This is a genomic window from Aquimarina macrocephali JAMB N27 (assembly GCF_000520995.1).
GTDB classification, from domain to species: domain Bacteria; phylum Bacteroidota; class Bacteroidia; order Flavobacteriales; family Flavobacteriaceae; genus Aquimarina; species Aquimarina macrocephali.
In genome coordinates this window covers 100,080-124,580 of sequence record NZ_JACA01000014.1, presented here as the reverse complement: position 1 = coordinate 124,580, position 24,501 = coordinate 100,080, and the positions used below count along the sequence as shown (strand labels likewise).

Sequence of the window (24,501 nt, the reverse complement as noted above, 5' to 3'; positions counted from 1 at the left end):
CTATGAATGTCGTGTTAGCAAATCTTTCTGTTTTTCACAAATCAGTCCCTAAATCATATGGCTACAGTTAAACTTAATTAAAAGAGATCTCTTGATAACTAAAACTAAACACTCCAAAAAAACCTAATGCTTTTCTATCTGCTGTTGTATTTCTAATATTTCCTACTAAATTTATAGGAGGCTTTGAAAATATTAAAAAAGGTTCGGTAGTTTCTGGGCTACCAAAATCTACTTGATTCTCATATTGTTCATGAGCCGCTACATAATACTCATAAGTATGAAAATTCAAATTTGAAAGACTCACTCCTAAAATATCTCCTCCACTAGTCAAAGTTTCTATAAATGCATTTTCATTTCCATTAAAAAGAACATCATTAGATAATTCGAATACTTGGGATATCAGTTTCCCATTATTATAAAAGGAAAAATGAACCTGATAAAAATTGGTCTCATTTTCCGGGTCACTAAAAATTACTCTAGGATAGCCATTTACCTTACTTATAGTTGTGATTTGTACAGGTTCTTTTAATGGTTCATGAACAGATTCATAAGAAGTTCCATCGGCAAGTAGAACTTCAATCCAATATTTATTCCCAATAAGGCCACTAACTGCATTAGTACTTAGGTAGACTCCTTCAGATACTTGAAAATCATCAGTAACAAGTCTTACTGTACCATCGAGATCTTCAGTATATAGAAACACATAAGCGTCATTAATAGGGTCAAGATTAGTGTTATTAACCGGAACTGTTTTTTGAATGGTGATTTTTATGTTATCTGTGTTATTGATAAGATATCCATAGATAAAAACTTGCGGCTCAAACTCTGCATCAAGTGGTCTTTCTTTAAGACAACTTGATGCAGCTATAAAACAAAGAGTGATTAGTATAATTCGATATAATGGTTTCATGGTATTAAAATTTAAAATTGTACGTGATAAAGGGTACTGGTGCTCCAATTAGGTAAAAATCATAGGATCTTAATCGGTTATTTTTAAATATTGAAAAAGATGAAAAAGCATTTTTACGGGCATAAAGATTATAAAGGCCAAAAGACCAACTACCTTTCCACTTTTTATTAGGCCTTTTTGGAGTGTACGTAAATGAAATATCCATTCTATGCGTACTTGGTAATCGATACGCATTTCTATCTGAATAGGTTAAATAAGGGTTGTTATCAAAAATAAATCGCCCTGTAGCCTTTGTCACAGGTCTTCCTGATTGATATGTAAAAAATAGTCCTACATTCCATTTTGCTCCTAACTTATAATCGGTAGTCATATTAAAAACATGTGGTCGATCATAATTTGATGGGTAATATCTACTATCATTAATATTATCTGAAGAAAAAATACTGGTCGTCTTTCTTTTGGTAACAGAATAGGTATAATTAATACTTCCTCTTAATTTTCCGGTATTTTTATAAACTCCAAATTCTGTTCCGTAAGAATACCCTTTTGCAGGTAATAATTGTGTTTCTATATTCTCATTTAATAATAAGTCTGCTCCATTTTTATATTCTATTATATTTTTGAAGGTTTTATAATATCCTTCGGCTGTAAAATTATAGCGTTTGTCTTGTGTATCGTATGCATACCCTACAGAAATTTGATTTACTTCTAAAGGTTTTACATGTATTCCTGATAGTTTCCACACATCAAAAGGAAAAGCTGCGGTTGTGTTGGATATGTAATGAATGTATTGAAACATCCTGTTGTACCCTAACTTTAATGCTTTATTATCTTGTAAATTATATTTTAATGAAATTCGAGGCTCAAAACCGTTGTAGCTTTTAATGAGTTTTCCTTTTTTATACTCACGAGTATCAATAATAGTAGTTACATTTTGCGGGACCCCCGTACTATACACTGCAACTTTATTATACCCAAAGTTTCCAAACCATGAATATCGTAATCCAGTACTAAATGAAAAATTTTTCCATTTTTTTTCATATTCTATATAAGGCGCAATTTCTACTCCTTTTTCTACTTCAAAATCAATAGTATTGATACCAACATCATCACTGGAAGCCTTTGCCGGAGTGAAACGATATAGTGTACCATTTATTCCAAACCTCATTTTTGTACTAGGGTTAATGAAATACATAAAATCTGGTTTTACAATAAAGTTTTCAATGGAAGATTTCCATTTTATGGAACTATTAGCCTCTAAAGGCCCTCCATCTGTACTTTTTAAATTATAATTATACTCGCTATATATTCCAGAAACATTCATAAATAGCTTGTTAGAGAATATATGATTCCAACGTAATGTAGCTGTAGCATTTTTCCAGCTAAAATCTGTTTTATCATCAGGTTCTTTACCTTCTGGAATAACTTCCCCTTCAGAATGTAGTTTCATGACATCGGCTCCAAAATAACCTGACAAAAACAAGGTATTGTTTTTATTAATCTTCCATGTGAGTTTAGAGTTTAGATCATAAAAGAAAACTTTTTGGTCTTTTACTTCTCCTCCTATAATTGGAAAAAACACATCAAAATAAGATCTACGGCCAGAAACCAAAAAACTCAGTTTCTCCTTTTTTATAGGTCCTTCTAGGGTAAGTCTAGAAAACAACAACCCTAGCCCACCTTCTCCTTTAAAAGTCTTAGTATTTCCATCCCGTTGTCTAATCTCTAAAACAGAAGATGCTCTCCCTCCAAATCGTGCAGGAATTCCTCCTTTGTATAGTTTCATTTCTTTAATAGCATCTGTATTAAATCCTGAAAACAAACCAAATACATGAGTTGGATTATAAATTGGTGCTTCATCTAATAGAATTAGGTTTTGATCTATATTACCTCCTCTAACATTAATTCCCGAAGCGCCTTCACCAACCGTATTTACACCGGGAAGTGTTAATAATGCTCTCATGATATCCGGCTCTCCCAAAAAGGCAGGTAATCGTTTAATCTCTGAACCTTTTAAAGTAGAAACACCAGATGCAATCGTATTCACCTGGCTTTTATTTTCATTATTAGCAGTAATTGTTACTTCATCTAATTCATTAGAAGTTGGTTCTAGCTGTATATCGAGTTTTATATTCTTGGTTAATTCAATTTTTATCTCTTTTAGATTATATCCCAAATATGAAATTTGAAAAGTATAATGGTCTTCGGGAAATGTAATAGAATAAAAACCATATTCATTCGTAGAAACTCCTTTATCGCTATCTTTTATATAGACACTAGCTCCTGGTAGTGTTTCGCCCGTCGTAGTATCTTTAATAGTACCGCTTAGCGTAAACTTATTTTTCTGTTGTGAATGATTAGAAAGTATAATAAAACTATTCTTTACCAAATACTTAATGGTCGTGGTTTGTAATAACTCGTTCAATGTTTTAACCACACCTTCTTCAACTACTTTAATATCAAATTTTTCAGACACATTAATTTCATCGTTATTATAAATAAAACTATATGATGTTTGTTTCTCTATTTGTTTTAATATGGTTTCTAATTGAGTATTCTCGAGGTTTAACGTAACCTTATCCTGAGAAAACCCATTAATAGCCATGAGTTGTAAACAACCTAGTAGATAAAGAGAAAAAGATAATTTCATTAATAAAATACTTTTTTTATCAGGGGTTTTTACCTGCAAAGACAGAACGAACTGTTTTATTTTCATAAATTTGAATGTTGTTAATTATTACTGATTTTCGCGATTAGAATACTATTGACACGTCGGTGGGAAAATGGCAGTTTTCCCACTTTTTTATTTTATTATCCATTCATTTGCTTTTGTATTATATTCATACTTAAAATCTTTTGAAGCTTTTAATACTTCTAGGATTTCATTAATTGGTAACTCTTGATCAAAGGATCCAGTAAATTTTGAATTGGATATTTGTTCATTCTCAAAACGTATATTCACATTATGTTGAATCTTTAAATCATTTGCTATCTCATTTAATGGTTTATTATTGAATTGTATTTTACCTTCTCTCCAAGCAATACTACTGATAGCATTATTAGATTTTGAAGTAAGTACTCGTCCATCATTCTTAAAAATCATCACTTTATCGTTTGGAAGCATCATGATGCTATTTTTAAAATACTCTGCAGATGTCACTTCGACTTTACCAGTTAATAATACCGTTTCTGTAAATGCATTTTTTGCATATGATTTCACGTTAAAACTTGTTCCCAAAGCTTTTACTATAATATGATCTGGTGTCTCTACCGTAAAAGGATGTTCTTTGTCTTTTGCCACTTCAAAAAAGGCTTCACCATCTAAAAATATTGTTCTCGGTGATTTTGGATCATAAGAAATTTTACTTGAAGAATTCAACCAAACTACAGAGCCATCAGGAAGATTTATTTGTTGATGATCACTATAAGCAGTCTGAATGGTTATACTATCATTTGCTACTAATATTTGATATGTAAATACAGAAGCAGATAATAAAATCGCTACCATAGCTGCATACTTTACAATCTTTTTCCAGCTAGAATTTTTTCTTTCTTTATTTGCTATCGAATTGAAAAATCTTTGTTTAGCAATATTTGTTTCTAAATCACTACTCTCTGGGGCTTCACCAGTGATCTTATAAATATTCTTTATTTTATTAAATAAATCCTCATCAAAATCCTCAGAATTCATCCATTGTTCTACTCTTTCATTCGTAGCTGTATCTGCGCTTTTTGAGATATATCCCCAAATATCTACTTCCGTTATTTGATACTGTTCCATAATATGGTATTTTACTATAAGACGTATGTCGTATAGTTACACCCTATTAAAAAATTACAAATAATCTTTTAGTTCTTGTCTAAACGCTGCTAAGGCCTTGGAAATATGAAGTTCTACTGTTTTGATCGAAATATTTTTTTGTATAGCGATTTCCTGATAAGTAAACCCCTGATCCCTTGATAATTTAAATATTTCTATTGTTTTTGGGTGAAGTGAAGAATAAATACTATCTATTTTTTGCGATAGCTCCCATTCATTATCTATATTTTCTTGCATATCCTGGTTTAGTGAATATAAATTGATATGCTTTTCCCGCGTTTTATTCTTTCTGGTATGATCAATTATCTTATTCTTTAAAGTAACGATAAGAAATGATTCTATCGAACGATCATTTGATTGAATTTGCTCTATTTTCTCCCAAAGTTTTATAAATGTTTCTTGTACTAATTCTTGAGAAAAATCTCTTTCTTTAACCACCTTAAAAGAATAATTGAAGAGTTTTGTATAATGTTTATCAAATAAAATTGAAAATCTCTTTTTCTTTGGTGATTTCATTAATTTATTTTTCTCCTATTATTTTTTAGATAGCTAATATTAACATCTGTAGTATCAGAAAATTATACTTTAATAGATAGTGGCTAATATATAAATAATACCTAATTACTCACCTATCTTCATTTTTATTGAAAGCACAACACTTATAAACAACTCTATTTCAATACAATAAAACATGGTGCAATTATAAAATCATCTCCAATTGCATTGATTTTTCATCAACACTTAATGGACGTTCATCAAAATAAATAGTAAGATTTGGATGCTATAAGTAGGTTCGCATTGTCAATTAAAACGAATCCTATGAATACTTTAAAAATTGAAAATCTATCTAAAACGTATCCCAATGGAGTAAAAGCATTACAGGATATCAACCTAACTATTACTAATGGTATGTTTGGGTTATTAGGTCCTAATGGAGCAGGAAAATCTTCACTAATCCGCACCTTAGCTACGCTACAAGAGCCTACTCAAGGGATCGTATTATTTAATGATACAAATAGTAGTAAGAATCCACAAATCATTCGAAATCAATTAGGGTATCTACCTCAAGAATTTGGTGTTTATCCCAAAATATCAGCAATTCAGCTATTAGATCATATAGCAATATTAAAAGGAATACGAGATTCCAAAGAGCGTAAAGAACAAATAGAAGGATTATTACATCAAACGAATTTATATGCAGTGCGAAAAAAATCTGTAAAGACCTTTTCTGGAGGTATGCGTCAGCGATTTGGTATCGCACAAGCACTACTAGGAAATCCCAAACTTATTATTGTAGATGAACCCACTGCTGGTTTAGATCCAGAAGAACGTAATCGTTTTCATAATCTATTAAGCGAAATAGGAGAACATAGAATCATCATTCTATCTACCCACATTGTTGAAGATATTAAAAACCTATGTGCACAAATGGCTATCATGGGAGAAGGAAAAATATTAAAACAAGGTATCCCATCAGAACTTATTGCTCACTTAGAAGGTAAAATATGGCATAAGGTTGTAGCCAAAGAAAATGTTACGGCTTTCAAAAATGCCTTTAATGTCCTTTCTACCCGTTTATTTGGTGGTAAAACAGAGCTTCGAGTATTAGCAGATCATCAACCAGAACAAGGGTTTAAAGCTTCTAAACCAGATTTAGAAGATGTCTACTTCTCTACAATCAATAAACAAATTACAATACAATAATTATGACTATGAAATTACTTCAGTTCGAGTGGCGATATCATACTCGTCAAACTTCCTTTATACTATTTCTCGCATTGTTTATGGGATACGGTGTTCTTGCTATTACACAAGCTTTTCAATATTTAGAATTCAGTAGTATGTATAACGACGCTTATAATTTAAGTTTTCTATCTGGTATTATTAGTATAGGCGTTGTATTTGCAAGTATATTTTTTTGTGTGAATGGACTACTTCGGGATACAATTTTTCATACTGAAGAAATAATTTTTAGTACAGGTATACAGAAACATAGTTTTTTAATTAACCGTTTTCTGGGCCTCTTCTTGATATCTCTTCTTATTGGGAGTACAGCTTTATTAGGAGTTTTTATTGGTACAAACATTACCGGTATAAATCCAGAGACATTGCACCGTTTTGACATGAGCCATTATCTATGGCCTTGGTTAACAATCATAGTACCTAACGTTTTTATTTGTACTGCTATTTTATTTTCGGCAACACTCCTATCCCAAAAAGCAATAGTAACGTATATTACGGGACTTTTACTTATTGCTATTCATTGGATTTTGGGGTTTTATATTAATTCTCCACTTGTTGGCGGCTCAATACTTTCTGATCCGGAGATTTTAGAAATTGCATCTTTGGTGGACCCAATAGGCTTAAGTGCTTTTTTTGAGCAAACTCAGTTCTTAACACCGATAGAAAAAAATGATACACTTATTTCATTATCCGGGCATTTTATATGGAATAGAATTATTTGGATGTCCTTTAGTATTGGGGTTATTATAGTATCATATCAATTATTCTCTTTCAGGAAAATAAACCAAAAGGCAAAAAAACAAACTACTCCTATTGATGATTCAAATAGTAATTCTATTTATATACCGGTGACTACTACTTCAGATACGTTAACAACAAGAATAGCACGTATTAAATCAATTGTCTTTTTGGATGTAAAAATGATAATTACCGGAATTCCTTTTTTGATCATTATGCTATTATGGATTGCTATGATTGTACTGGCATTTAACAATAGCACACATAGTTTCGGAATTTATGGAAATCGATACCCAACTACAGATCTGTTTATAGGACTAATTAATGAAATTTTGCCAATAATAGGATTATTACTAATTATTTTTTATACCGGTGAAATGGTATGGAAATCAAGAACTAATGAGTTTCATGAGATTATTGATGCAACACCTATAAAAAATAGTACATTTTTTATTTCAAAATATATCACAATAGCCATAATACCAATACTCCTTATTTTAATATCAATCCTGGTTGCAATGATATTTCAGATTTCAAAAGGTTATTATGATTTTGAATTAGGTCATTATTTTTCAATGTTCTATTTCGGAGGGCTTCAGATTTTATTATACACAATTTTTGCACTGTTAATTCAGAATATAGTCTCTAATAAGTATTTAGGAATGGTAATTTCTGGTGGTATCATGCTATTGTTCGGCCCTTTAAGCAATAGCATAGGATTAGAACACCCTTTATTTCTTTTTAATAACCTTCCTAGTATGGCCAGAGCGCATTCTGATTTTAATGAGTATGGGCAATATGTTTTAAAATTTAACTGGTTATCCTTGTATTGGATCGCTTTTGCAGGAATATTAGCGCTATTCGGTTTTAAATTATGGAAAAGAGGAACAACTTCTACTATTAAAGCATACGCCAAAATGATATGGAGTAAAAAAGAAAGAGTACTATTGATAAGCTTTGTTTTTCTATTCATAACTATCGGTGGGTATATCTATTATAACACTAACGTAATCAATGAATATAAGATCGCAGACGAAGCATATGATTTTAATGAGGAATATGAACGTGCTTATAAAAAATATGATCATCTTGCTGTACCACAATTGGTCTCTGTAAAAACAGCAGTAGATATTTTTCCTAATGAGCAGAAATATGAGGTAAAAGCATCCTGTTTTATAACTAATACGTCTATACAACCTATAAAAGAAATCTTTATTACTGCACCAGTACCATTAAGAACACTATCTATAGAAAATAGCACACAAGTTTTTCATGATTCAATTATAGGAACTTATCTATTTAAACTTAATACTCCCCTTCGGCAAGGCGCAATAGCAAAAATGGAGTATAGTTTAACCAAAGCCTCTTCAGGATTTGATATTGACCATAGTATTACAAGTAATGGTTCTTATATTAAAAGCCATCAATTTAGTCCCCATTTAGGGTATGTAAATGAATACGAGATTAAACATGCATATGAACGAGAGAAACGAGGGTTACCTGTTAGAGAAAAACCAATAGTTAATGAAAATTATTTGCAAATTGGCAGAAAATTTAATTTTGAAAATATCGCTTTTGAAACTGTAGTCTCTACTTCAAACGATCAATCTGTACTATGCTCTGGAGATTTAATGAAACACTGGAAATTAGATAATAGAAATTATTATCATTTTAAATCGAAAGGTAAAATTAATAGTATGGTGGCATACCATTCTGCACGTTATAAAATTGAAAAAACAAACCACAAAGGCATTCTAATTGAATTATATTATCTCCCTGAGCATTATCGAAATGTTACAGAAATAATTAAAGTAGCCAAAGCAACTATTGATTATGCAACCGATAATTTTGGCAATTACCCTTATAAACATCTTCGTATCGGTGAAATGTCAATATTTGGTGGTAACGGAGCCAACGGTCAAGCAATGCCTGGTGTGATTAGTATTAATGAAAAAGTGTTTAAAAGAGATATTTCAAACCCAGAGAACTTTAATGTAATTGCCAGAGTTATCATTCATGAAATAGCCCATCAATGGTGGGGAGGGCTACTTACACCAAAGCGAATTGATGGATTTATGGTACTATCAGAATCTCTAGCTAAATATTCTGAAGCTGTGATTATGGAGAAATTATATGGTAAAGCTATGGTGAGGCAACTATCCGAACATAACGTAAAAAGATATTTTAGTGGTCGTTCTCATGCCACTGAAATAGAACCATCATTATACTTAAGTCAGTTACAACAATATTTGGGATATAGCAAAGGAGCTATTGTTATGTCTGCAATAAAAGATATTATAGGAGAATCTAATTTAAATACGGCGCTACAAAATATGATACATAAATACAGTGATAAACCGACTGCAACAACACTTGATTTTCTTGAAGAGCTGTATTTGGTTACTCCCATCAAGTATCATGATCTAATTGATGATTGGATGAAACGTGTAATCACTTATGATTTAGGAATTAAGAGTACTTCCTATAAAAAACTTAATAATGGTAGTTATGAAATTACAGTAGGTATAAAAGCCCAACGGTTTCAGACAAATACTTCTGGAAAAGAAATCATAACAACTATTAATGAACCTATTAAAATTGGAATATTTAATAGGCATCCAGAAACTATTGATAATGATAAGAATATTCTCTACTTAAAACCACACCAGATCAATAAAAAAGAAATGGTTTTTAAAATTATTACCAGGGAAATTCCAGCCTATATTGGTATAGATCCATATTACACCAGGTTAGATAGAAATATGGCCGATAACATAGTTTCTGTGAATCTTTAATATATTTGAATGATGACATTAAAAAAGAGATTTTATATCACAAGTATTCTTTCTGTAATCCTAGCCACATTAAGCTGGGGTTATAAAGACGCTAACAGTGAATTACCTACCTTTTTAAACATCCTTGTTGGTATAGTTATTTCTTATATGTTATTATTCTATCTATTTAAAACAGGCAAATTAAAAACAAATTGGACAAGCTCAATTATAAAAATCATTGTTTACATTTCTGGAATTAGCCTGTTGATTTTCGGAATAAATATGGCCAATAGAATTGATGACGATCAAGAGAGTTTTTGGGTAGTAAATCATAATATATGGCTTACAGATCTATTTGGGATATTATTAGCACTATTGATTTTTTATATCATTTTTTCATGGGCATTTGAGCAGTGGACAAAAATACAAACTCTTAAAAATGACAAAGCCAAAGCAGAGCTCGAACTTTTAAAAACCCAAATAAACCCTCATTTTTTCTTTAATACGCTTAATAATTTATACTCACTGATCAAAAAAGACCCCGATACAGCGCAAGAATATGTGCTTAAACTATCGGATATGATGCGATTTACCATTTATGATGGAAAAGAAGAAACTGTTCCCTTAGAAGAAGAAATTAAATATTTAACCAATTTTATTGAGTTACAAACAGCGAGGTATCATAAGGTAATTGATATTGATTTTAAACACCGTATTAGTAATAAGGATTACCCTATACCTCCATTATTATTTATTATTTTATTAGAGAATTCGTTTAAGCATGGAGTAGAAAAACTTATAAATCAATCTTTTATACATATTGAATTACAGGAAAATGATACCCAGATATTATTTACAATCAAAAACAATTATGATCCCGATACACATATAAAGTCAGAAGGTATTGGATTAGAAAATTTACAAGACCGCCTTAATTTACTTTACCCAAATGGTAGACACAAATTGACAATTAGCAACCAAAATCAAGTGTATTTTGTAACATTAGAATTATACAAATCATGATCACCTACATAATCATAGACGACGAGATTGCTTCACATGATATTATTGAAGATTACAGTAGTAACTTACCTTATTTATCACTTCAAAAACATTGTTATAATGCCTTTGAGGCTATGGAGTATCTAAATCATCATCAGGTAGATTTAGTATTTCTAGATATTAATATGCCTAAGCTCACAGGTTTTGATTTTTTAAAAACATTATCTAACCCTCCTAAGATCATCGTAACTACTGCATATAAAGAGTTTGCATTAGAAGGCTATGAACTTAATATTGATGATTATTTACTAAAACCGTTTAGTTTTCAACGTTTTGTTACAGCAATACAAAAAGTACAGGAAATATTGGCCTTACATTTGCAAACCATAAAAAACATAGATGATTCTAGTATCTTTCTGAAAGACAATAAAAAGCACTATCAGGTAAAACTAAAAGATCTATTGTTCTTAGAGGCTTACGGAAATTATGTAAAGGTGTATTTACAGAATCAAATGATTATTACTCATCAAACTTTATCTTCTTTTGAAGAAATGCTTTCTAAAAAAGATTTTATAAAGGTGCACAAGTCATTTATTATAGCAAAGACTAAAATAGAACTAATTGAAGGCAACCGAATAACAATTAAGGATCACAAAATTCCTGTGGGGAAAATGTATAGGCCAAATATTAATGACTTACTTAGTTAAATTTTAATTATTACCCGGTTACTTCATCTCTATCAAAGATCAACAATTATTATTTTTATTAATGGATTGCTTTATTCTATATCAATCCCTTTTTGATCAGGAAATTTCCCTGTTACCAACCAGCCTCCAAAATCTTCAGAAACAGCAAATAGAAGTGTGTTTTCTCCTTTTTTCAGATTTAGGTATATCGCATCAAACAACCCTATGGTACCCAAATATCGGTAATCCCTCGAGCGCCATCTATTCGTACCTTTATAAATAGGTTTACCATTTAAAATAGCGACTACTCTATCACTGTAACCGAATTCAAAAAGTTTTATTTGGTCTTTATTAGATGTAATTTTAATTTTTGCAAAAACAGTGTTTCCAGGAGTTCCATCAATCAAAACCACTTCTCTTGCAATGTTTGCCGCGGTACCTTCTTCTACTTTGATTTTTTTTCCCCATTTTCTGGATTCAATTATCTCTTTTAGTTTCATTGGGTCATGTACAGATTTTTCTTCAAATATATCAGACACTTCCCATTGAGAAATCAACCCATCGATAGGTTTCCTTTTTATAGGTTTAAAATCTACTATTTCATATTTACTATTATCAATTTTGAAATTAGCATAATGCATTGCAGCAGCTCCCCCTCCTCCTATTGCGATCTCACCCTCTCGAGGTTCATGAACCAGATCCCATGATAGGTTTGGAGTTTTAGAATAGTCCAGATATATCTGTGCTCTACGACCATTTACTACTATTTTCACATGAGTCCAATCATCATAATTATAATCATATGCAAAAGAATATCTAGGGCCAAAATAAAGTTGCCATGGTGTTATGCCATTAATAACAGGTGCAACTTGATTTGCATCGGGTTTACCAGAAAGATGTGCTCGCAGATAAAAGGATTCCATATTATTCCTATCAGAAGCTCTAAAACGAACACCAGGAAATCCCTGTTGATTGGTTAGATATACATCAAACTCAATAGTACCATTTAGAAATTTAGTATCTTTTAAATATGCTAAGCCACGCTGAATATAAATGGCATCTTTTCCTTTATAATTTTTTAAAACATATGATTGCGCATTTATTTCCCAGTTTATGGTATCTAAAGGAATTATATTTTGAGAATTCCCTGGCTGAATAAAAAAAATACTAAATAGAATATATATTGTAACCCTCATCATGAATTTTGTTTTTTGATTTTAATCAAAGTTCTAATGTATGATAGACAATGTGAAAACAAGTTGGTGCAAGTTGATTCAATGTTGTTCAAGTCGTAATTTTTGATGACTTTTGTTTAATATTATGAACACATATCCAGAACATAAATTAGTAAAAAAGTGTTTGCTTGAAATCGAAGAGAAACTTAAGTGGGGAAACTCTGATCAATGGCATAATGATGTATTCATTGAATTGAGCGAAAGTATTCAGCAAAATACCGGTATCCTTTTAAGTCCAACAACTTTAAAACGTGTTTGGGGTAAGGTAAATTATAAAAGTGCACCAAGCATTAGTACATTAAATACACTCTCACAATTTGCCGGATATGCAAATTGGAGAGATTTTAAGAATAAAAATGATGTCAAAAAACCTTCTTGGGTAGAAAAAAAAATAACTCATAATCTTGGTGTTATTATGGTCTCTGCCTCGATTATGACTGTTGTATTTATTTCATTTTATTCTATGATTGGAGCTAAAAACGATACTATAACCGATACCGATTTTTCAAAAATTACTTTTAGTAGTAGACCAATAACAGAAGGGTTACCAAATTCTGTAGTTTTTGATTTTGATTTAAATACTATTAAATCTGATAGTATTTACATTCAACAGTTTTGGGATGTTACAAAAACTATTAAAATAAGACCAGAACAAAAGAAAGCTACTGGTATTTATTATTTTCCTGGATATTTTGGTGCTAAACTTCTGGTTGATGGGAAAATTATAAAAGAGCATGATTTGTTTATTACATCAAATAGTTGGATGAGTACCATAGATTATAAACCTATTCCAAAATACGTCGCAAATACAGATTTACTTCGAGATAGGTTATCTTTTTCAAATATTATACTCAATGAAATTAAATCTACAATAGAGCCTGTGGTTTCTACTTTTCATTTGGTAAAAGATTTTGGAGATGTATCTGGAGATAATATCAGAATCAAAACCTCTGTTCGTAACCTGTATAGAGAAAAATGGGCGGTTTGTCAAAAACTCAGAATTGTTATATTAGGTACCAACGGAGCTTTAATAGTACCCTTCTCTATTCCGGGATGTGTTTCGGATATCAATGTAATGCTTAATGATGTGTACTTAAGAGGTAAAGAGCATGATCTTTCTGCTTTTGGGGTTGATTTTTCTGATTTCAGAGCTATCGATATCAATATCAAAGAAAAAAAAGTGGCTGTTTTTATTGATGATAAAGAAATTTACTCGAGACAATACAATAAATCTATAGGAAAATTTGTGGGTATTCGTTACCGGTTTTTGGGTGCAGGAGAAGTTAGTTATCTAAATATTACTGAAGACCCTGATGAAAAAACAATTATAAATCATGATTTCAATGTAAAAAATTAGGTATTGCATATCAATTTTTTAAAAAAAAACAGGGATTTAACTGTTACCAATCAGTCTTTTAACTCTTTTATCTCAAAACCTCCCATTGTATATTTGGTCATAATAAATTTATAAAGTTATGGCACAATCATCTTTTCAAGTAAAAACATATTCATATTACAATTGGTCATCCCGAAGCTTAGGAAAAACCAATTTAATTTTAAAGGGAGCTGGTGGAGAAACCTGTTCGGTTTGGTTTAGAGAAGACCCTAATGCTGTACTCCCCGTAGCAACAGTTTCTGGATCATATTATAGCTTTTATTATCATCATGATCAATTACAACATTTAATAGACATGCTAAGAAATGAAAGCCCAATCTATGTTTATTTCAATAATGATAATGACTTCAATAATTCTAGGATTTCTACTGCTAATGAACCTGTTGGTGAAGGTGAAATGAGTTAAATATCAGATAAAATTAAATACGTTGTAGGGTCACCATAGCGTAGTAGTTTATCAATAAACTGTTGTAAGTGTAATTGATCAACTAATTTCACTTTCATAGAAATATTGTGTGCCCCTGTAACACGGTGTGCTTCAACAATTTCCGGGAATTTATCTAATTCACTACAAAACACATTCAGGTTTCCGCTAAATAATTTAAGCATAATAAGAACTTCTATACCAAAACCTAGTTTTTTATTATCCAATTCAACCCTATACCCCTTTATAATTCCAAGGTCCTCTAATTTTTGGATACGTTCTCTAACCGAGGATGGAGAAAGTCCTATTTGTCGACCTATTTCAACATAAGACGCTCTTGAATTATCATTAAGTCTATTGATAATTTTATGATCTATATTATCCAACATAAATACAATACTATAATTGAGGATGTATTAATCCTTTACCCAACCCCAAGGAGCATCAGGGTTTTCTACCGGTTTTGTGATATCCATTACAACTTTAAAAACACGTGGAGTCCCTAAACGTCTTAAGTTATAGGTAAAAGTTGTATCATCAACTGTAATCCACCAAACATTAGTAGAGGCTGCGGGAATCATTTTTTTGGTTTCTTCATCTGCAGGAAATATTTGTATCCCTTTTTGCCCTAGATTTGTTGTACTACCACCATATTGAGTAATTTTATCCTCAGAGCCATCTTCATGCCTATGATCATGTTTTAACGTTATGCGATTATCTTTATACGTTAACACCCAGGTTCTGGATTTATCATCTCCAACAAAAAAAGGTATTTTTATAACGGTATCACTACAGTAACGTACATGCATGACTAATCGTTTGCCACCAAATTGCTCATCTTCTTTGGGTAACTCCAGGCTCCCTTCGAATGATTTTCCACATAAATTCTGTAATGAGCTCCAAAATTGCTGAACCTCATTTGTGTCCTGAGAGAAGGATGCTGTAAAACAACCTAGTAAAAAAATAAGGAAGTGTATTTTATTCATAGATTCAATATAATAGAATTTTGAAAGTTATGAATTCTTTTTTACACTCCCATTATTTTTTACCATATCATAAATTAATCATTTAGATACTGGTCTCTTGGTGTTATCAACATTATTTGCATCCAAGCGAGTACCAAAAGGATCAATCGAGATATATTGTGGAATCTCATCTACGAGAAGTTTAAACTGCATTTGATTTGCATTAATCTGATGCGGTTTTAAGTATACTATCGAGTCTTGATTATCAATTGTACTCGGGTCTTTTGAAAACATCCCAAGTTGAATAGGTTCATCTATCGAAATCGCTACTGCTTCTCCATTTTCTTTTGTTTCAAAACGTTTTGCAAAAATGTCTATAGTAACTTCATATTTGCCATTAGTAAGTGCTGTAACTTCAGCATTTTCAATTTTTAAATCATATGTGATAATACGCTTAAACCAATCATCAATCAAAATATGATACTCCTCGGGTGTAACCGCATAAAACTCGTTTAATAACTCTGTTGATGTAACTTTAGATTCTTTTTCGTCTTTGTACTTGATTGCCAGTCTTCTCATTGCTTCATTCATCTTATGCTCTCCGATCAAATCTTTTAGAGCAAGTAGAGATACATAACTTTTTCCGTACAATAAATAAGATTGGCCTTCTCCCAGGTATAAAGGAGGTTCTGGATCAGTAGCATAAGAGCGACCAGAAAAGTAACGTGTATTTGCTGATTTACTTAATTGCCAAATTGCCTTTTTACCATAGTATTTTTCCATAATAACTGCTTCGGTGTATTTGGTTAATCCTTCGGTAATTAATCCTCCACCATCTACATTTTTAGGAGTAAGCATATGCCCCCACCATTGGTGTGCGACTTCATGAATAGTTCGTTTGGCTACTAGATCAAAATTGTCTGTATTGCGATTATCAGTGAGATATAATCGATCTTCTACCATTGCAATGGTACCTGGTTGCGCTTGCCCTCCAAACCGCCAATGTCCTGGTATTTCTGCAATTCGTATATGATCAAACTTATAATCTATAAAGTGTTTTTGACAATAATCTAAAGTTTGTCTGGTACTCTTAGAAATAGTATTGATGTTATACTCATGTCCCGGGTGATAATATTGTTCGATTTCTACTCCTTTATAGTTTTCTTTCTCGATCTCATAAGCTCCCGAATAGTAAGCCAAAAAAGGAATAATGTCATGAGATGATTTATAATGATAAAAGTTTCTGTCGTTTTCATGCCAGCTTTTTATCAATTCTCCAGTTGCTATAGCAGTTTGATCTTTTTGTGTAGATACCACTGTTTCGTATGGTAATTTAACATATGATGCATCAACAGCACTAAAATGGCTAGCATTGTTTTCATCCTCTATTTGTTTTGGTAACCCACGCTTTTCTCTTTCAAACGAATCTGTGATTTCAAAACTCGTAGTGTATCCCAAAATTGGTTCAAAATTACTATGCTGTATAAATGACCCGTTATTAACCAAAATAGTACTGGTTTCAAACCCCTTTTTTTGATAGGTTAGTTCATAGGTATATTTTATCTGTTCTCCCGGAGCCAAAGGTTCTTCGAATCTAAAAATTCGAATATCGTAAACACTATCATGTTTTTGTAATATTGCATTTTCTATAGACATGTTGGTAACAGGAATTCTTTCATAAATAAAGAATTCTTGTAAAGCCTTTTCTCCTCTGTTTTCGAGTATATAATCAGCCTTAATAGTATAGAAATTCTCATCTGGATATATATCCACTTTGGTTTTTATTGCTACCGGAACGAGCTGTCTGGGGACATCATATTTCTTATATTTTTTTTCATATGTTTCACGGAAATCTAAATTATCGCTTACTGTAACATATTCGTTTATAATATTTCTATTGTAATATATAGTAGCTCCCGAAGTAATAAATACTATCCCAAAGAAAACAAGTGTTGTAAGTTGCCATTTTTTCCAATGATATCGAAGTTGTTTTAATCTGAAAGCAAACTTATGGGTGGTACCTCGTTGCCATAATTTAAAAGACAATAACATTAATATCAAACCTAGTGTAGTCCAATGCATAGCATAATAATGAAAAGGTTTTGTATAATCTCCATACCCTGTCATATTGGTATACTCTATAGCTGGGAAACTTCCTATCCGAAGTAATGGATGTTCAATTCCTATTAATGAAGCAAGAGAACTACCAAAAAAGATAATAATCAGCCCTGTAATTGCCATACCTGCATATTTATTAGGCGATAAACTTTGAATGAATAGTGCTAATAAAATATAAAAGAGAAAGGTCATTCCCGAATAATAAAACATAGAGAGGTACTGCCAAATTTCAAAAATATAATAGCCTTTTGTTATTTGAATACCAATAGCGATAAGAATACTTATTGCGATCAATATAACCGGTAGTAGAATAAGTGTAATGGCTTTTGATAAAAAGAATACCATATTCGAAGCTGGGGTAGCATCAATTATACCACTAAATTGCAAGCTACGTTCGCGCCAAACTAATTCACCACTATAAAATACAATTAGTAATAATCCTAAAAATGGTAACGGATCTTTAATCAACCAAATAAGCAAGTCTGTTGTTGGGTATAAACTATCATTATATGCTCCTCCTTGATTAACTCTTGAGTAAATTTCAGTAACAACAATAACTATCCAAATCAGTATAATAGCTATAAAAGGTAGGCTCTTAAACACATTGGTAAGTTCGATTCTCAATAAAGATTTAAAACTTGCTACATGTGCCTTTATAGTCGCTGTTATAGTATAAATGGGTTTGTATGCTTTCTTTACTATTTCTTTTTCTTCAATAAGTATGGCTCTTTTACTTTTTTGCTTTAATTTCTTAAAAGAAAAATAGGTGTACGTTATTTTTAATACCACTAATGATATTGAAACCCAGAAAATTCTGTTCCAAAGAAAATTACCAGAAAAAGAAAGTAATCGTGTGTTTTTTTCGAAAGGAGTCCAGTATTGAGTTTGTTCAAAAAAAGCTGAAATCCCAAACGGATCTGCCAACGCTGCTATAATCATATTTTCTGGTGATGCGGGTGTTGCGGCAGCTAACAAAGGGGAATTAAAAAAAATAGAGCAAATCCAGTATAGTGCATATATCGTAATTGCACTAATATATGTAGCGATATTATTCTTGCTAAACGCGCTAACCGAAAAAACAAATGCAGTACAAATAAAAACATTAGGCAAAACTATGAGTAGCCATGTCCACAGATAATAATCTAAATGAAAAGAAGTTAAACGTTCTGGATCCAAACCCGGCATATATGTCCCTAATGCAAAGCCAACCAGTGTCATGGTAAAAACCAGTAAACTGAATAATAATACTCCAAGAAACCTACTAATGAAAAAGTGGTTCTTTTTTATCGATGTACTGTACATTATGGCTTCCATCCGATATTGTTTATCTCGTAACACTCCGCTAATGACAAAAAACATAATAGCAAACTCACATCCTAATGATAATAAAGCAATATTATAACTAATCTGGTATGCAGAGTTAAGATTTACTTTAGCCAAACCATTACCCTGGCTTCCTAATATGAACCCAAAAGCAAGAAAAATAATAATAAAACCAATAAAAGCCTTTTGTTTAAGTTGATAACTGGCTTCAAAACGTAATAAGGAGATTAACATAACTTAGCTTTTTATAGGTTGATTATTAAATAATGTAGAGAAATACACACTTTCAAGATCAGGTTTCATAGTTTCAAATCCTTTTTCAGGAGTTGTTTCGGCAAAAACCTGAATCTGTGTTTTTCCAGAAACTAGTCGTGTAGAGATTACATTAAACTGCTCTTTATAAAACTGGAGATCTTCTTTTGTTATGGTTTTTGTCCAGACATTTCCGACTAATGTTTTTGTAAGCTCTATGGGGTTGCCTTGTTTTATAATTTTTCCTTCACCCATGATAGCCATATTTGCACATAAATCGCGAACATCTTCTACGATATGAGTTGATAGAATAACAATAACATTCTCCCCTATCTCACTTAATAAGTTCAAAAATCGATTACGTTCCTCGGGATCTAATCCTGCAGTAGGTTCATCTACAATAATGAGTTGCGGATTACCCAATAAAGCTTGGGCTACTCCAAAACGTTGACGCATACCTCCAGAAAACGTATGTACTGCTTTTTTGCGATGTTGATATAAGTTTGTTTGTTGTAACAGTGCTTCTACCTGATCCTTACGTTCACTTTTGCTGGATATTCCTTTTAGAACAGCAATATGATGAAGTAAATTTTGGGCACTGATCTTAGGATACACCCCAAATTCCTGCGGTAAATACCCTAAATGATTTCTAATTTCCTGGGGGTTGCTAACAATATTTTTATCATTAAAAATTATAGTACCCGATGTAGGTTCCTGCAAAGCGGCAATTGTCCTCATTAAAGATGACTTTCCTGCCCCGTTAGGACCTAATAATCCAAACATTCCGTTTGTAATAGTAAAAGAAACATTATCCAGAGCTTTTACTCCATTAGGATACGTCTTAGATAAATTTTGAATATGTAATCTGTTCATAGTTTGATTAATTAATGATTTCTGATACGAACCTATTCGGAAATGAGATCACTAACCAACTTTTATGACCACTACACTAAAAAAATCAATACAAACATGTATAATAGATACAAATAAGGTTGATTCAAAAAAAGAAAGTGTTTATGCAAAAAAAAGTATCGTTCATCAAATTTATTGTCAAGACACTATAACATCAGTATTTTTGTGGATATGATTACATTTTTGAAAAAATATAAAGCTTTTCTAATTGGTTTTTTTGTGGTCTTCTTTACAATACTATATTTAGAATATATAGGGTTCATTAAAATTCCGGAAGATGAGTATATAGAGGTTATTGTCATTTTTACATTTTGGTGGTTCGTTACCTCACTTCCTATTTATAAATTCAAATATTTTAAGAAAAATAAAATTGTAGTATACAAAATACTTGGACTAATACTTTTACTCATAGTAGCCATTACAGTAGATAGTTATTGGAAAATCCCAGATAACCCTATCGTTATATTTCTAATTACATTGTTCTGGCTAGGTGTTTTTTATGTGTTATTTTCTTCATTTTTTAAGAAATATAAGCTGTTCATTCTAGTAATCTATACAATTGCAATATCCTATTTCTTTTATGTTCGCTTGTTTTCTAAAAACTTAGACACTTATTTAAATGATGAAAAAGATATTGCATTCATTATTCTTACATTACCTATACCCATTCTAATTATGCTTTGGTTATTTGAGCAATGGAAATGGCTAAAGACATTGAAAGCAGAAAAAGGGAAAGCTGAGTTGGCTTTATTAAAAAGCCAGGTAAATCCACATTTCTTTTTTAATACATTAAATAATTTATATGGCTTAACAGTAGAAAAATCTGATAGTGCTCCAGAAGTAGTTCTAAAACTATCTGATATGATGCGATATACTATTTATGAAGGTAAGCAAGATGTTGTATCATTAAAAGATGAAATCAAATATTTAGAGAATTATATAGAATTACATAAAATACGGTATCAAAAAAAAGTGGTTATAACATTTGATTATACTTATGATGAAGATGATAAGATTGCACCTTTGTTGTTTATCATTTTGCTAGAAAATGCTTTTAAACATGGCGTAGAACGATTAACAAAAGATGCTTATATTCATATTAATTTAACAGCCAAAGACGATATTATTTCATTTTGTATTGAAAATAATTATGAAGAACCAAAAGAAACTAGTCAACATGGGATTGGATTGGATAATTTAAAAGACAGGTTAAAACTTATTTATCCAAAAAAACATAAACTACTTATCGAAAAAGACAAAACCGTTTACAAGACAACCTTAGAGATAGATATACAATGATACGATACATTATTATAGACGACGAACCTATTGCACATCGTATTATCGAAGGGTATTGCAATAATTTACCACATCTGGAAAAAGCTGGTAACTGTTATGATGCTTTCGAGGCAATGCAAATGCTTAATCAAGAACAGGTAGATCTTATATTTTTAGATATTAATATGCCAAAATTGTCAGGTTTTGAGTTCTTAAAAACACTATCTAACCCTCCTAAGGTTATTGTTACAACGGCGTATAAAGAGTTTGCTATCGAAGGTTATGAGCTAGAAATCACAGATTACTTATTAAAACCTTTTCCTTTTGAGCGATTTGTAAAAGCTATCAATAAGACTATTAATACGGTTGTAAAAAATAATACAACCACACCACAACCATCTCCTACTGTAAAACAAACTCGCTTCTTTATAAAAGGAGACAAAAAATATCATCAAATAGCTACAGAAACAATTTTGTTTATTGAAGCTTATGGAAATTACACAAAACTCTATCTTAATGAAGGTATGATCGTTAGTCATGAAAAAATATCATCTCTGGAAGAGGTTTTGTCAAAAGATAACTTTATACGAGTTCATAAATCTTTTATTGTTGCTATCGATAAAATAGAAACTATTGAGGGCAATAGAATCTTGATCGATACTCACAAAATCCCTATAGGCCAGACATATAAGAGTAGTATTTATAAGCTGTATAGTTCTAATGGATAGAAGTGTATTAATTTTAAGAGGAAAGAAAGAAAATATAATTTATCTTAGAAATTAAGTTAGGTTGTAATTGATATAGATCTGTACTACACTAAAAAATAATGGTATTTAGTTTTTGCAATTATAAATAAATGCTGGTGGAATATTTTTAATACAAAGCGTTGTGCTTGTATCTGCAAAGTTGTTTTTTAAAAACTCTAAATCTTTTTTAGAATATTGATACTGAATCAGGCTTCCGTTATCTTTGAGTATAAATTTCACATCTTCGATTAGTTGTTTTTTAAAAGTATGTTCAATATTCGCTAAAGGCAAACAAGACACTACAAAATCTACTTTATTTTCAGAAAAAATAGTAGCTAAATTAGATACACATGTATTATGTATCGTTAAACGTTCATCATTTATATTCTCTAATATAGGTACAAATGAAAGGTTTATTTCAAAGGAATGTAAATAAGAATTCCCTCCTATTTTGCTTAAAATTTGTTTCGTAATTATTCCATCACCAGCACCTAACTCAATTACTACCAAATCTTTATTATTACCCAAAGGTTCAACAAGTTTATTTGCTAATGTTTTAGAACTTCGAAATAAGCTTCCTGTTTGTTTTAGGTTTTTTAAAGCAGTAATTGTGAAAAAGTTTGACATGATTTTTTGATTATGATTGTTTTCTAATTGATGATGAATGCGCTACCAAAGATATAAATTGAACATAAAACCAACTCTCCTAATAAAATGGAGGTTATAAATACTGGAATTTTGATTTTAATAGCACCGGATAGGTAACAAATTAAATCCGTAGGTACTATCGGAATAAAAGACCAGAGGATAATATATAAATAACCATTTTTACCCAATAATCTATTTTCTATAAGATTAAATTTAGTATTATCTCTTTTAAATACATTAGAAAAACCCAGTCTATTCGAAAAAAAATAGATTAGTAATGATGATGCAAGAATCCCCGTTAAAGAGATAATGAGCACCCAAACTAAATTATTGGGAAACAATAATACGCCAGCAAAAATTAAAGGTGTACTGGGTAATAAGATAAAACCTCTTATAATATGTATTAAAAAATAAGCCATCCAAGCATATTTATGAAACTGCCCTACAAAAGAAGCGATTTTTTCTTTTGTAAACAGGTCTGGGTAAATAAAATATATCAACAAACATATAGCAACAAGACCTATCCAGGTGTACTTTATTATGTATTGAAGCTTTGATGACATCTTGGTCGTTTAAAATATGACGAATATGTTCAAAAATAGTTACACATTAAACCACTTCATTATAAAAAAATCCTTGTTTCGTACCAATTTATAAATATTCCGTTTGATTCATAAAAAAAAGAAGCCACACAATGTGGCTTCTTTTTTTATTAAAATAGGTAAGTTCAGGGGTTACTGATTAATTCTTAATCACCTGCTAATAGCACATAAGAACTGGTTACAGGAGATATATTGTATTCTTTTACGTTTTTTATATTTTTTAAGTGCTTCTCTGCTTCTTCAAAAGCAGTTTGTAATGCACTTAGACGTGAGTTTTTGCTTACAACAATCGTCTTCGATATCGTATTACCATTAACATATTCAATCGTCATTTTCCATTTTTTCAGAGAGTGAACATTTTTGTTCAATGATGTTTTCTTTTCAACTTCTTTTTTACGTTCTGTTTTCTCTTTTTTATCAGTACGAGGTTCTGTTTTAGAGGGAGTTGCATTTCCGATAGACACGCAAAATAGTACTGTTGCAAATAAAAGTTTCATAGTTTGATGATTTGAATTTGTATGCTACAAATATACAAACATTTTTTTAATATTCAAATATTTTTTTAATAAAAATTTATTTGATTAATCAAATGTTATATGTATATTTGTTTTTATGATTAATAAGAAATTAAAAAGGCTCCTTAGAAAAAGTAAAGGAGCTAAAACGGTATACGGCATATCAAAAGCTTTAGGAGTTAGTCCACAGGCAGGAGATTATGTGGTTAAGCGAAAAGATCTGGTAAAAGATTTTGAGCGGCTAAAGAAAATTGCCGATTATATGGGAGTAGAAATAAGAGATATTATTGACCATAAAGAGAAATAATTTTACTTCTTCTCTTCTATTTGGGCCAATCCATAGTTAGGTTTAAGTATTGGATACAAGGTTTGATATAGGTATAAAACAAAACGCCAGGTTAATTCTATAAAAAT

At 31.0% G+C, this 24,501-nt stretch carries 21 protein-coding genes; 9 read left to right on the top strand and 12 right to left on the bottom strand.

Features of this window, described 5'->3' with window-relative positions; genetic code table 11:
- Positions 1–73: 73 nt before the first annotated feature.
- The 4 genes from Z054_RS0111095 to Z054_RS0111080 form a co-directional block, all read right to left on the bottom strand.
- Positions 74–910: a DUF4249 family protein gene (locus tag Z054_RS0111095; RefSeq protein ID WP_024770137.1), complete on the bottom strand. Its 837-nt coding sequence runs from the start codon at positions 908–910 to the stop codon at positions 74–76.
- Between the two features lie 4 nt (positions 911–914).
- Complete coding sequence (locus Z054_RS0111090) at positions 915–3,560, bottom strand: TonB-dependent receptor (RefSeq protein WP_161635281.1); 2,646 nt, start codon at positions 3,558–3,560, stop codon at positions 915–917.
- 153 nt (positions 3,561–3,713) lie between these two features.
- On the bottom strand, positions 3,714–4,691 hold the full coding sequence (locus Z054_RS30130) for a FecR family protein (RefSeq protein WP_024770135.1): 978 nt from the start codon (positions 4,689–4,691) through the stop codon (positions 3,714–3,716).
- Positions 4,692–4,745: 54 nt separating this feature from the next.
- Positions 4,746–5,246 carry an RNA polymerase sigma factor gene (locus tag Z054_RS0111080; RefSeq protein ID WP_024770134.1) on the bottom strand — a complete coding sequence of 167 codons (501 nt, stop codon included), beginning with the start codon at positions 5,244–5,246 and terminating at the stop codon, positions 4,746–4,748.
- 303 nt (positions 5,247–5,549) lie between these two features.
- Here Z054_RS0111080 and Z054_RS0111075 point away from each other — a divergent pair, with 303 nt between their 5' ends.
- The 4 genes from Z054_RS0111075 to Z054_RS0111060 are packed head-to-tail and all read left to right on the top strand — an operon-like array spanning position 5,550 to position 11,694.
- Entirely contained in the window at positions 5,550–6,434 is an 885-nt protein-coding gene (locus Z054_RS0111075) for an ABC transporter ATP-binding protein (protein ID WP_024770133.1), read from the top strand.
- A gap of 8 nt (positions 6,435–6,442) precedes the next feature.
- Positions 6,443–10,006 carry an ABC transporter permease/M1 family aminopeptidase gene (locus Z054_RS0111070; RefSeq protein WP_161635280.1) on the top strand — a complete coding sequence of 1,188 codons (3,564 nt, stop codon included), beginning with the start codon at positions 6,443–6,445 and terminating at the stop codon, positions 10,004–10,006.
- Between the two features lie 9 nt (positions 10,007–10,015).
- Complete coding sequence (locus Z054_RS0111065; protein ID WP_084050262.1) at positions 10,016–11,008, top strand: sensor histidine kinase; 993 nt, start codon at positions 10,016–10,018, stop codon at positions 11,006–11,008.
- A complete protein-coding gene (locus Z054_RS0111060; RefSeq protein WP_024770130.1) occupies positions 11,005–11,694 on the top strand; it encodes a LytR/AlgR family response regulator transcription factor in 690 nt (229 codons plus the stop codon). Before Z054_RS0111065 ends, Z054_RS0111060 begins: the two co-directional genes overlap by 4 nt.
- Before the next feature lie 71 nt (positions 11,695–11,765).
- Here Z054_RS0111060 and Z054_RS0111055 read toward each other — a convergent pair whose 3' ends face one another.
- Positions 11,766–12,872 carry a hypothetical protein gene (locus tag Z054_RS0111055; RefSeq protein WP_152538527.1) on the bottom strand — a complete coding sequence of 369 codons (1,107 nt, stop codon included), beginning with the start codon at positions 12,870–12,872 and terminating at the stop codon, positions 11,766–11,768.
- Between the two features lie 121 nt (positions 12,873–12,993).
- Here Z054_RS0111055 and Z054_RS0111050 point away from each other — a divergent pair, with 121 nt between their 5' ends.
- Both Z054_RS0111050 and Z054_RS28290 read left to right on the top strand, forming a co-directional pair.
- On the top strand, positions 12,994–14,265 hold the full coding sequence (locus Z054_RS0111050; protein WP_024770128.1) for a hypothetical protein: 1,272 nt from the start codon (positions 12,994–12,996) through the stop codon (positions 14,263–14,265).
- Between the two features lie 118 nt (positions 14,266–14,383).
- A complete protein-coding gene (locus tag Z054_RS28290; protein WP_035091464.1) occupies positions 14,384–14,710 on the top strand; it encodes a hypothetical protein in 327 nt (108 codons plus the stop codon).
- Here the strand turns inward: Z054_RS28290 and Z054_RS28285 are convergent.
- The 4 genes from Z054_RS28285 to Z054_RS0111030 form a co-directional block, all read right to left on the bottom strand.
- Positions 14,707–15,117 (bottom strand): Lrp/AsnC family transcriptional regulator, encoded by a 411-nt coding sequence (locus tag Z054_RS28285; RefSeq protein WP_035091461.1) that lies wholly within the window; start codon positions 15,115–15,117, stop codon positions 14,707–14,709. The genes Z054_RS28290 and Z054_RS28285 overlap by 4 nt on opposite strands.
- A 27-nt stretch (positions 15,118–15,144) precedes the next feature.
- Positions 15,145–15,714: a hypothetical protein gene (locus Z054_RS0111040; RefSeq protein WP_024770127.1), complete on the bottom strand. Its 570-nt coding sequence runs from the start codon at positions 15,712–15,714 to the stop codon at positions 15,145–15,147.
- A 78-nt stretch (positions 15,715–15,792) separates the two neighbouring features.
- Entirely contained in the window at positions 15,793–19,368 is a 3,576-nt protein-coding gene (locus tag Z054_RS0111035) for an ABC transporter permease/M1 family aminopeptidase (protein WP_024770126.1), read from the bottom strand.
- A 3-nt stretch (positions 19,369–19,371) separates the two neighbouring features.
- On the bottom strand, positions 19,372–20,259 hold the full coding sequence (locus tag Z054_RS0111030; RefSeq protein WP_024770125.1) for an ABC transporter ATP-binding protein: 888 nt from the start codon (positions 20,257–20,259) through the stop codon (positions 19,372–19,374).
- A 222-nt stretch (positions 20,260–20,481) separates the two neighbouring features.
- Here Z054_RS0111030 and Z054_RS0111025 point away from each other — a divergent pair, with 222 nt between their 5' ends.
- Positions 20,482–21,597, top strand: a complete 1,116-nt coding sequence (locus Z054_RS0111025; RefSeq protein ID WP_241461407.1) for a sensor histidine kinase — start codon at positions 20,482–20,484, stop codon at positions 21,595–21,597.
- A complete protein-coding gene (locus Z054_RS0111020; protein WP_024770123.1) occupies positions 21,594–22,304 on the top strand; it encodes a LytR/AlgR family response regulator transcription factor in 711 nt (236 codons plus the stop codon). The genes Z054_RS0111025 and Z054_RS0111020 overlap by 4 nt, the downstream gene beginning before the upstream one ends.
- Before the next feature lie 105 nt (positions 22,305–22,409).
- Here Z054_RS0111020 and Z054_RS0111015 read toward each other — a convergent pair whose 3' ends face one another.
- From Z054_RS0111015 to Z054_RS0111005, 3 genes are all read right to left on the bottom strand, one after another.
- Positions 22,410–22,949, bottom strand: coding sequence for a class I SAM-dependent methyltransferase (locus tag Z054_RS0111015; protein WP_024770122.1), 540 nt, complete (start codon positions 22,947–22,949; stop codon positions 22,410–22,412).
- A 23-nt stretch (positions 22,950–22,972) separates the two neighbouring features.
- Positions 22,973–23,533: a TVP38/TMEM64 family protein gene (locus tag Z054_RS0111010; protein ID WP_024770121.1), complete on the bottom strand. Its 561-nt coding sequence runs from the start codon at positions 23,531–23,533 to the stop codon at positions 22,973–22,975.
- Between the two features lie 185 nt (positions 23,534–23,718).
- The gene (locus Z054_RS0111005) at positions 23,719–24,069 is read right to left on the bottom strand and encodes a hypothetical protein (RefSeq protein ID WP_024770120.1); all 351 of its coding nucleotides are present in this window, start codon (positions 24,067–24,069) and stop codon (positions 23,719–23,721) included.
- Positions 24,070–24,184: 115 nt separating this feature from the next.
- Here Z054_RS0111005 and Z054_RS0111000 point away from each other — a divergent pair, with 115 nt between their 5' ends.
- Positions 24,185–24,394 carry a hypothetical protein gene (locus Z054_RS0111000; protein WP_024770119.1) on the top strand — a complete coding sequence of 70 codons (210 nt, stop codon included), beginning with the start codon at positions 24,185–24,187 and terminating at the stop codon, positions 24,392–24,394.
- The last annotated feature ends 107 nt before the right edge of the window (positions 24,395–24,501 follow it).

Excerpts from the sequence above, each read along its gene's own strand:
- Z054_RS0111095 (WP_024770137.1), bottom strand. The coding sequence starts at position 910 with ATGAAACCATTATATCGAATTATACTAATCACTCTTTGTTTTATAGCT.
- Z054_RS0111090 (WP_161635281.1), bottom strand. The coding sequence starts at position 3,560 with ATGAAATTATCTTTTTCTCTTTATCTACTAGGTTGTTTACAACTCATG.
- Z054_RS30130 (WP_024770135.1), bottom strand. The coding sequence starts at position 4,691 with ATGGAACAGTATCAAATAACGGAAGTAGATATTTGGGGATATATCTCA.
- Z054_RS0111080 (WP_024770134.1), bottom strand. The coding sequence starts at position 5,246 with ATGAAATCACCAAAGAAAAAGAGATTTTCAATTTTATTTGATAAACAT.
- Z054_RS0111075 (WP_024770133.1), top strand. The coding sequence starts at position 5,550 with ATGAATACTTTAAAAATTGAAAATCTATCTAAAACGTATCCCAATGGA.
- Z054_RS0111070 (WP_161635280.1), top strand. The coding sequence starts at position 6,443 with ATGAAATTACTTCAGTTCGAGTGGCGATATCATACTCGTCAAACTTCC.
- Z054_RS0111065 (WP_084050262.1), top strand. The coding sequence starts at position 10,016 with ATGATGACATTAAAAAAGAGATTTTATATCACAAGTATTCTTTCTGTA.
- Z054_RS0111060 (WP_024770130.1), top strand. The coding sequence starts at position 11,005 with ATGATCACCTACATAATCATAGACGACGAGATTGCTTCACATGATATT.
- Z054_RS0111055 (WP_152538527.1), bottom strand. The coding sequence starts at position 12,872 with ATGATGAGGGTTACAATATATATTCTATTTAGTATTTTTTTTATTCAG.
- Z054_RS0111050 (WP_024770128.1), top strand. The coding sequence starts at position 12,994 with ATGAACACATATCCAGAACATAAATTAGTAAAAAAGTGTTTGCTTGAA.
- Z054_RS28290 (WP_035091464.1), top strand. The coding sequence starts at position 14,384 with ATGGCACAATCATCTTTTCAAGTAAAAACATATTCATATTACAATTGG.
- Z054_RS28285 (WP_035091461.1), bottom strand. The coding sequence starts at position 15,117 with ATGTTGGATAATATAGATCATAAAATTATCAATAGACTTAATGATAAT.
- Z054_RS0111040 (WP_024770127.1), bottom strand. The coding sequence starts at position 15,714 with ATGAATAAAATACACTTCCTTATTTTTTTACTAGGTTGTTTTACAGCA.
- Z054_RS0111035 (WP_024770126.1), bottom strand. The coding sequence starts at position 19,368 with ATGTTAATCTCCTTATTACGTTTTGAAGCCAGTTATCAACTTAAACAA.
- Z054_RS0111030 (WP_024770125.1), bottom strand. The coding sequence starts at position 20,259 with ATGAACAGATTACATATTCAAAATTTATCTAAGACGTATCCTAATGGA.
- Z054_RS0111020 (WP_024770123.1), top strand. The coding sequence starts at position 21,594 with ATGATACGATACATTATTATAGACGACGAACCTATTGCACATCGTATT.
- Z054_RS0111015 (WP_024770122.1), bottom strand. The coding sequence starts at position 22,949 with ATGTCAAACTTTTTCACAATTACTGCTTTAAAAAACCTAAAACAAACA.
- Z054_RS0111010 (WP_024770121.1), bottom strand. The coding sequence starts at position 23,533 with ATGTCATCAAAGCTTCAATACATAATAAAGTACACCTGGATAGGTCTT.
- Z054_RS0111005 (WP_024770120.1), bottom strand. The coding sequence starts at position 24,069 with ATGAAACTTTTATTTGCAACAGTACTATTTTGCGTGTCTATCGGAAAT.
- Z054_RS0111000 (WP_024770119.1), top strand. The coding sequence starts at position 24,185 with ATGATTAATAAGAAATTAAAAAGGCTCCTTAGAAAAAGTAAAGGAGCT.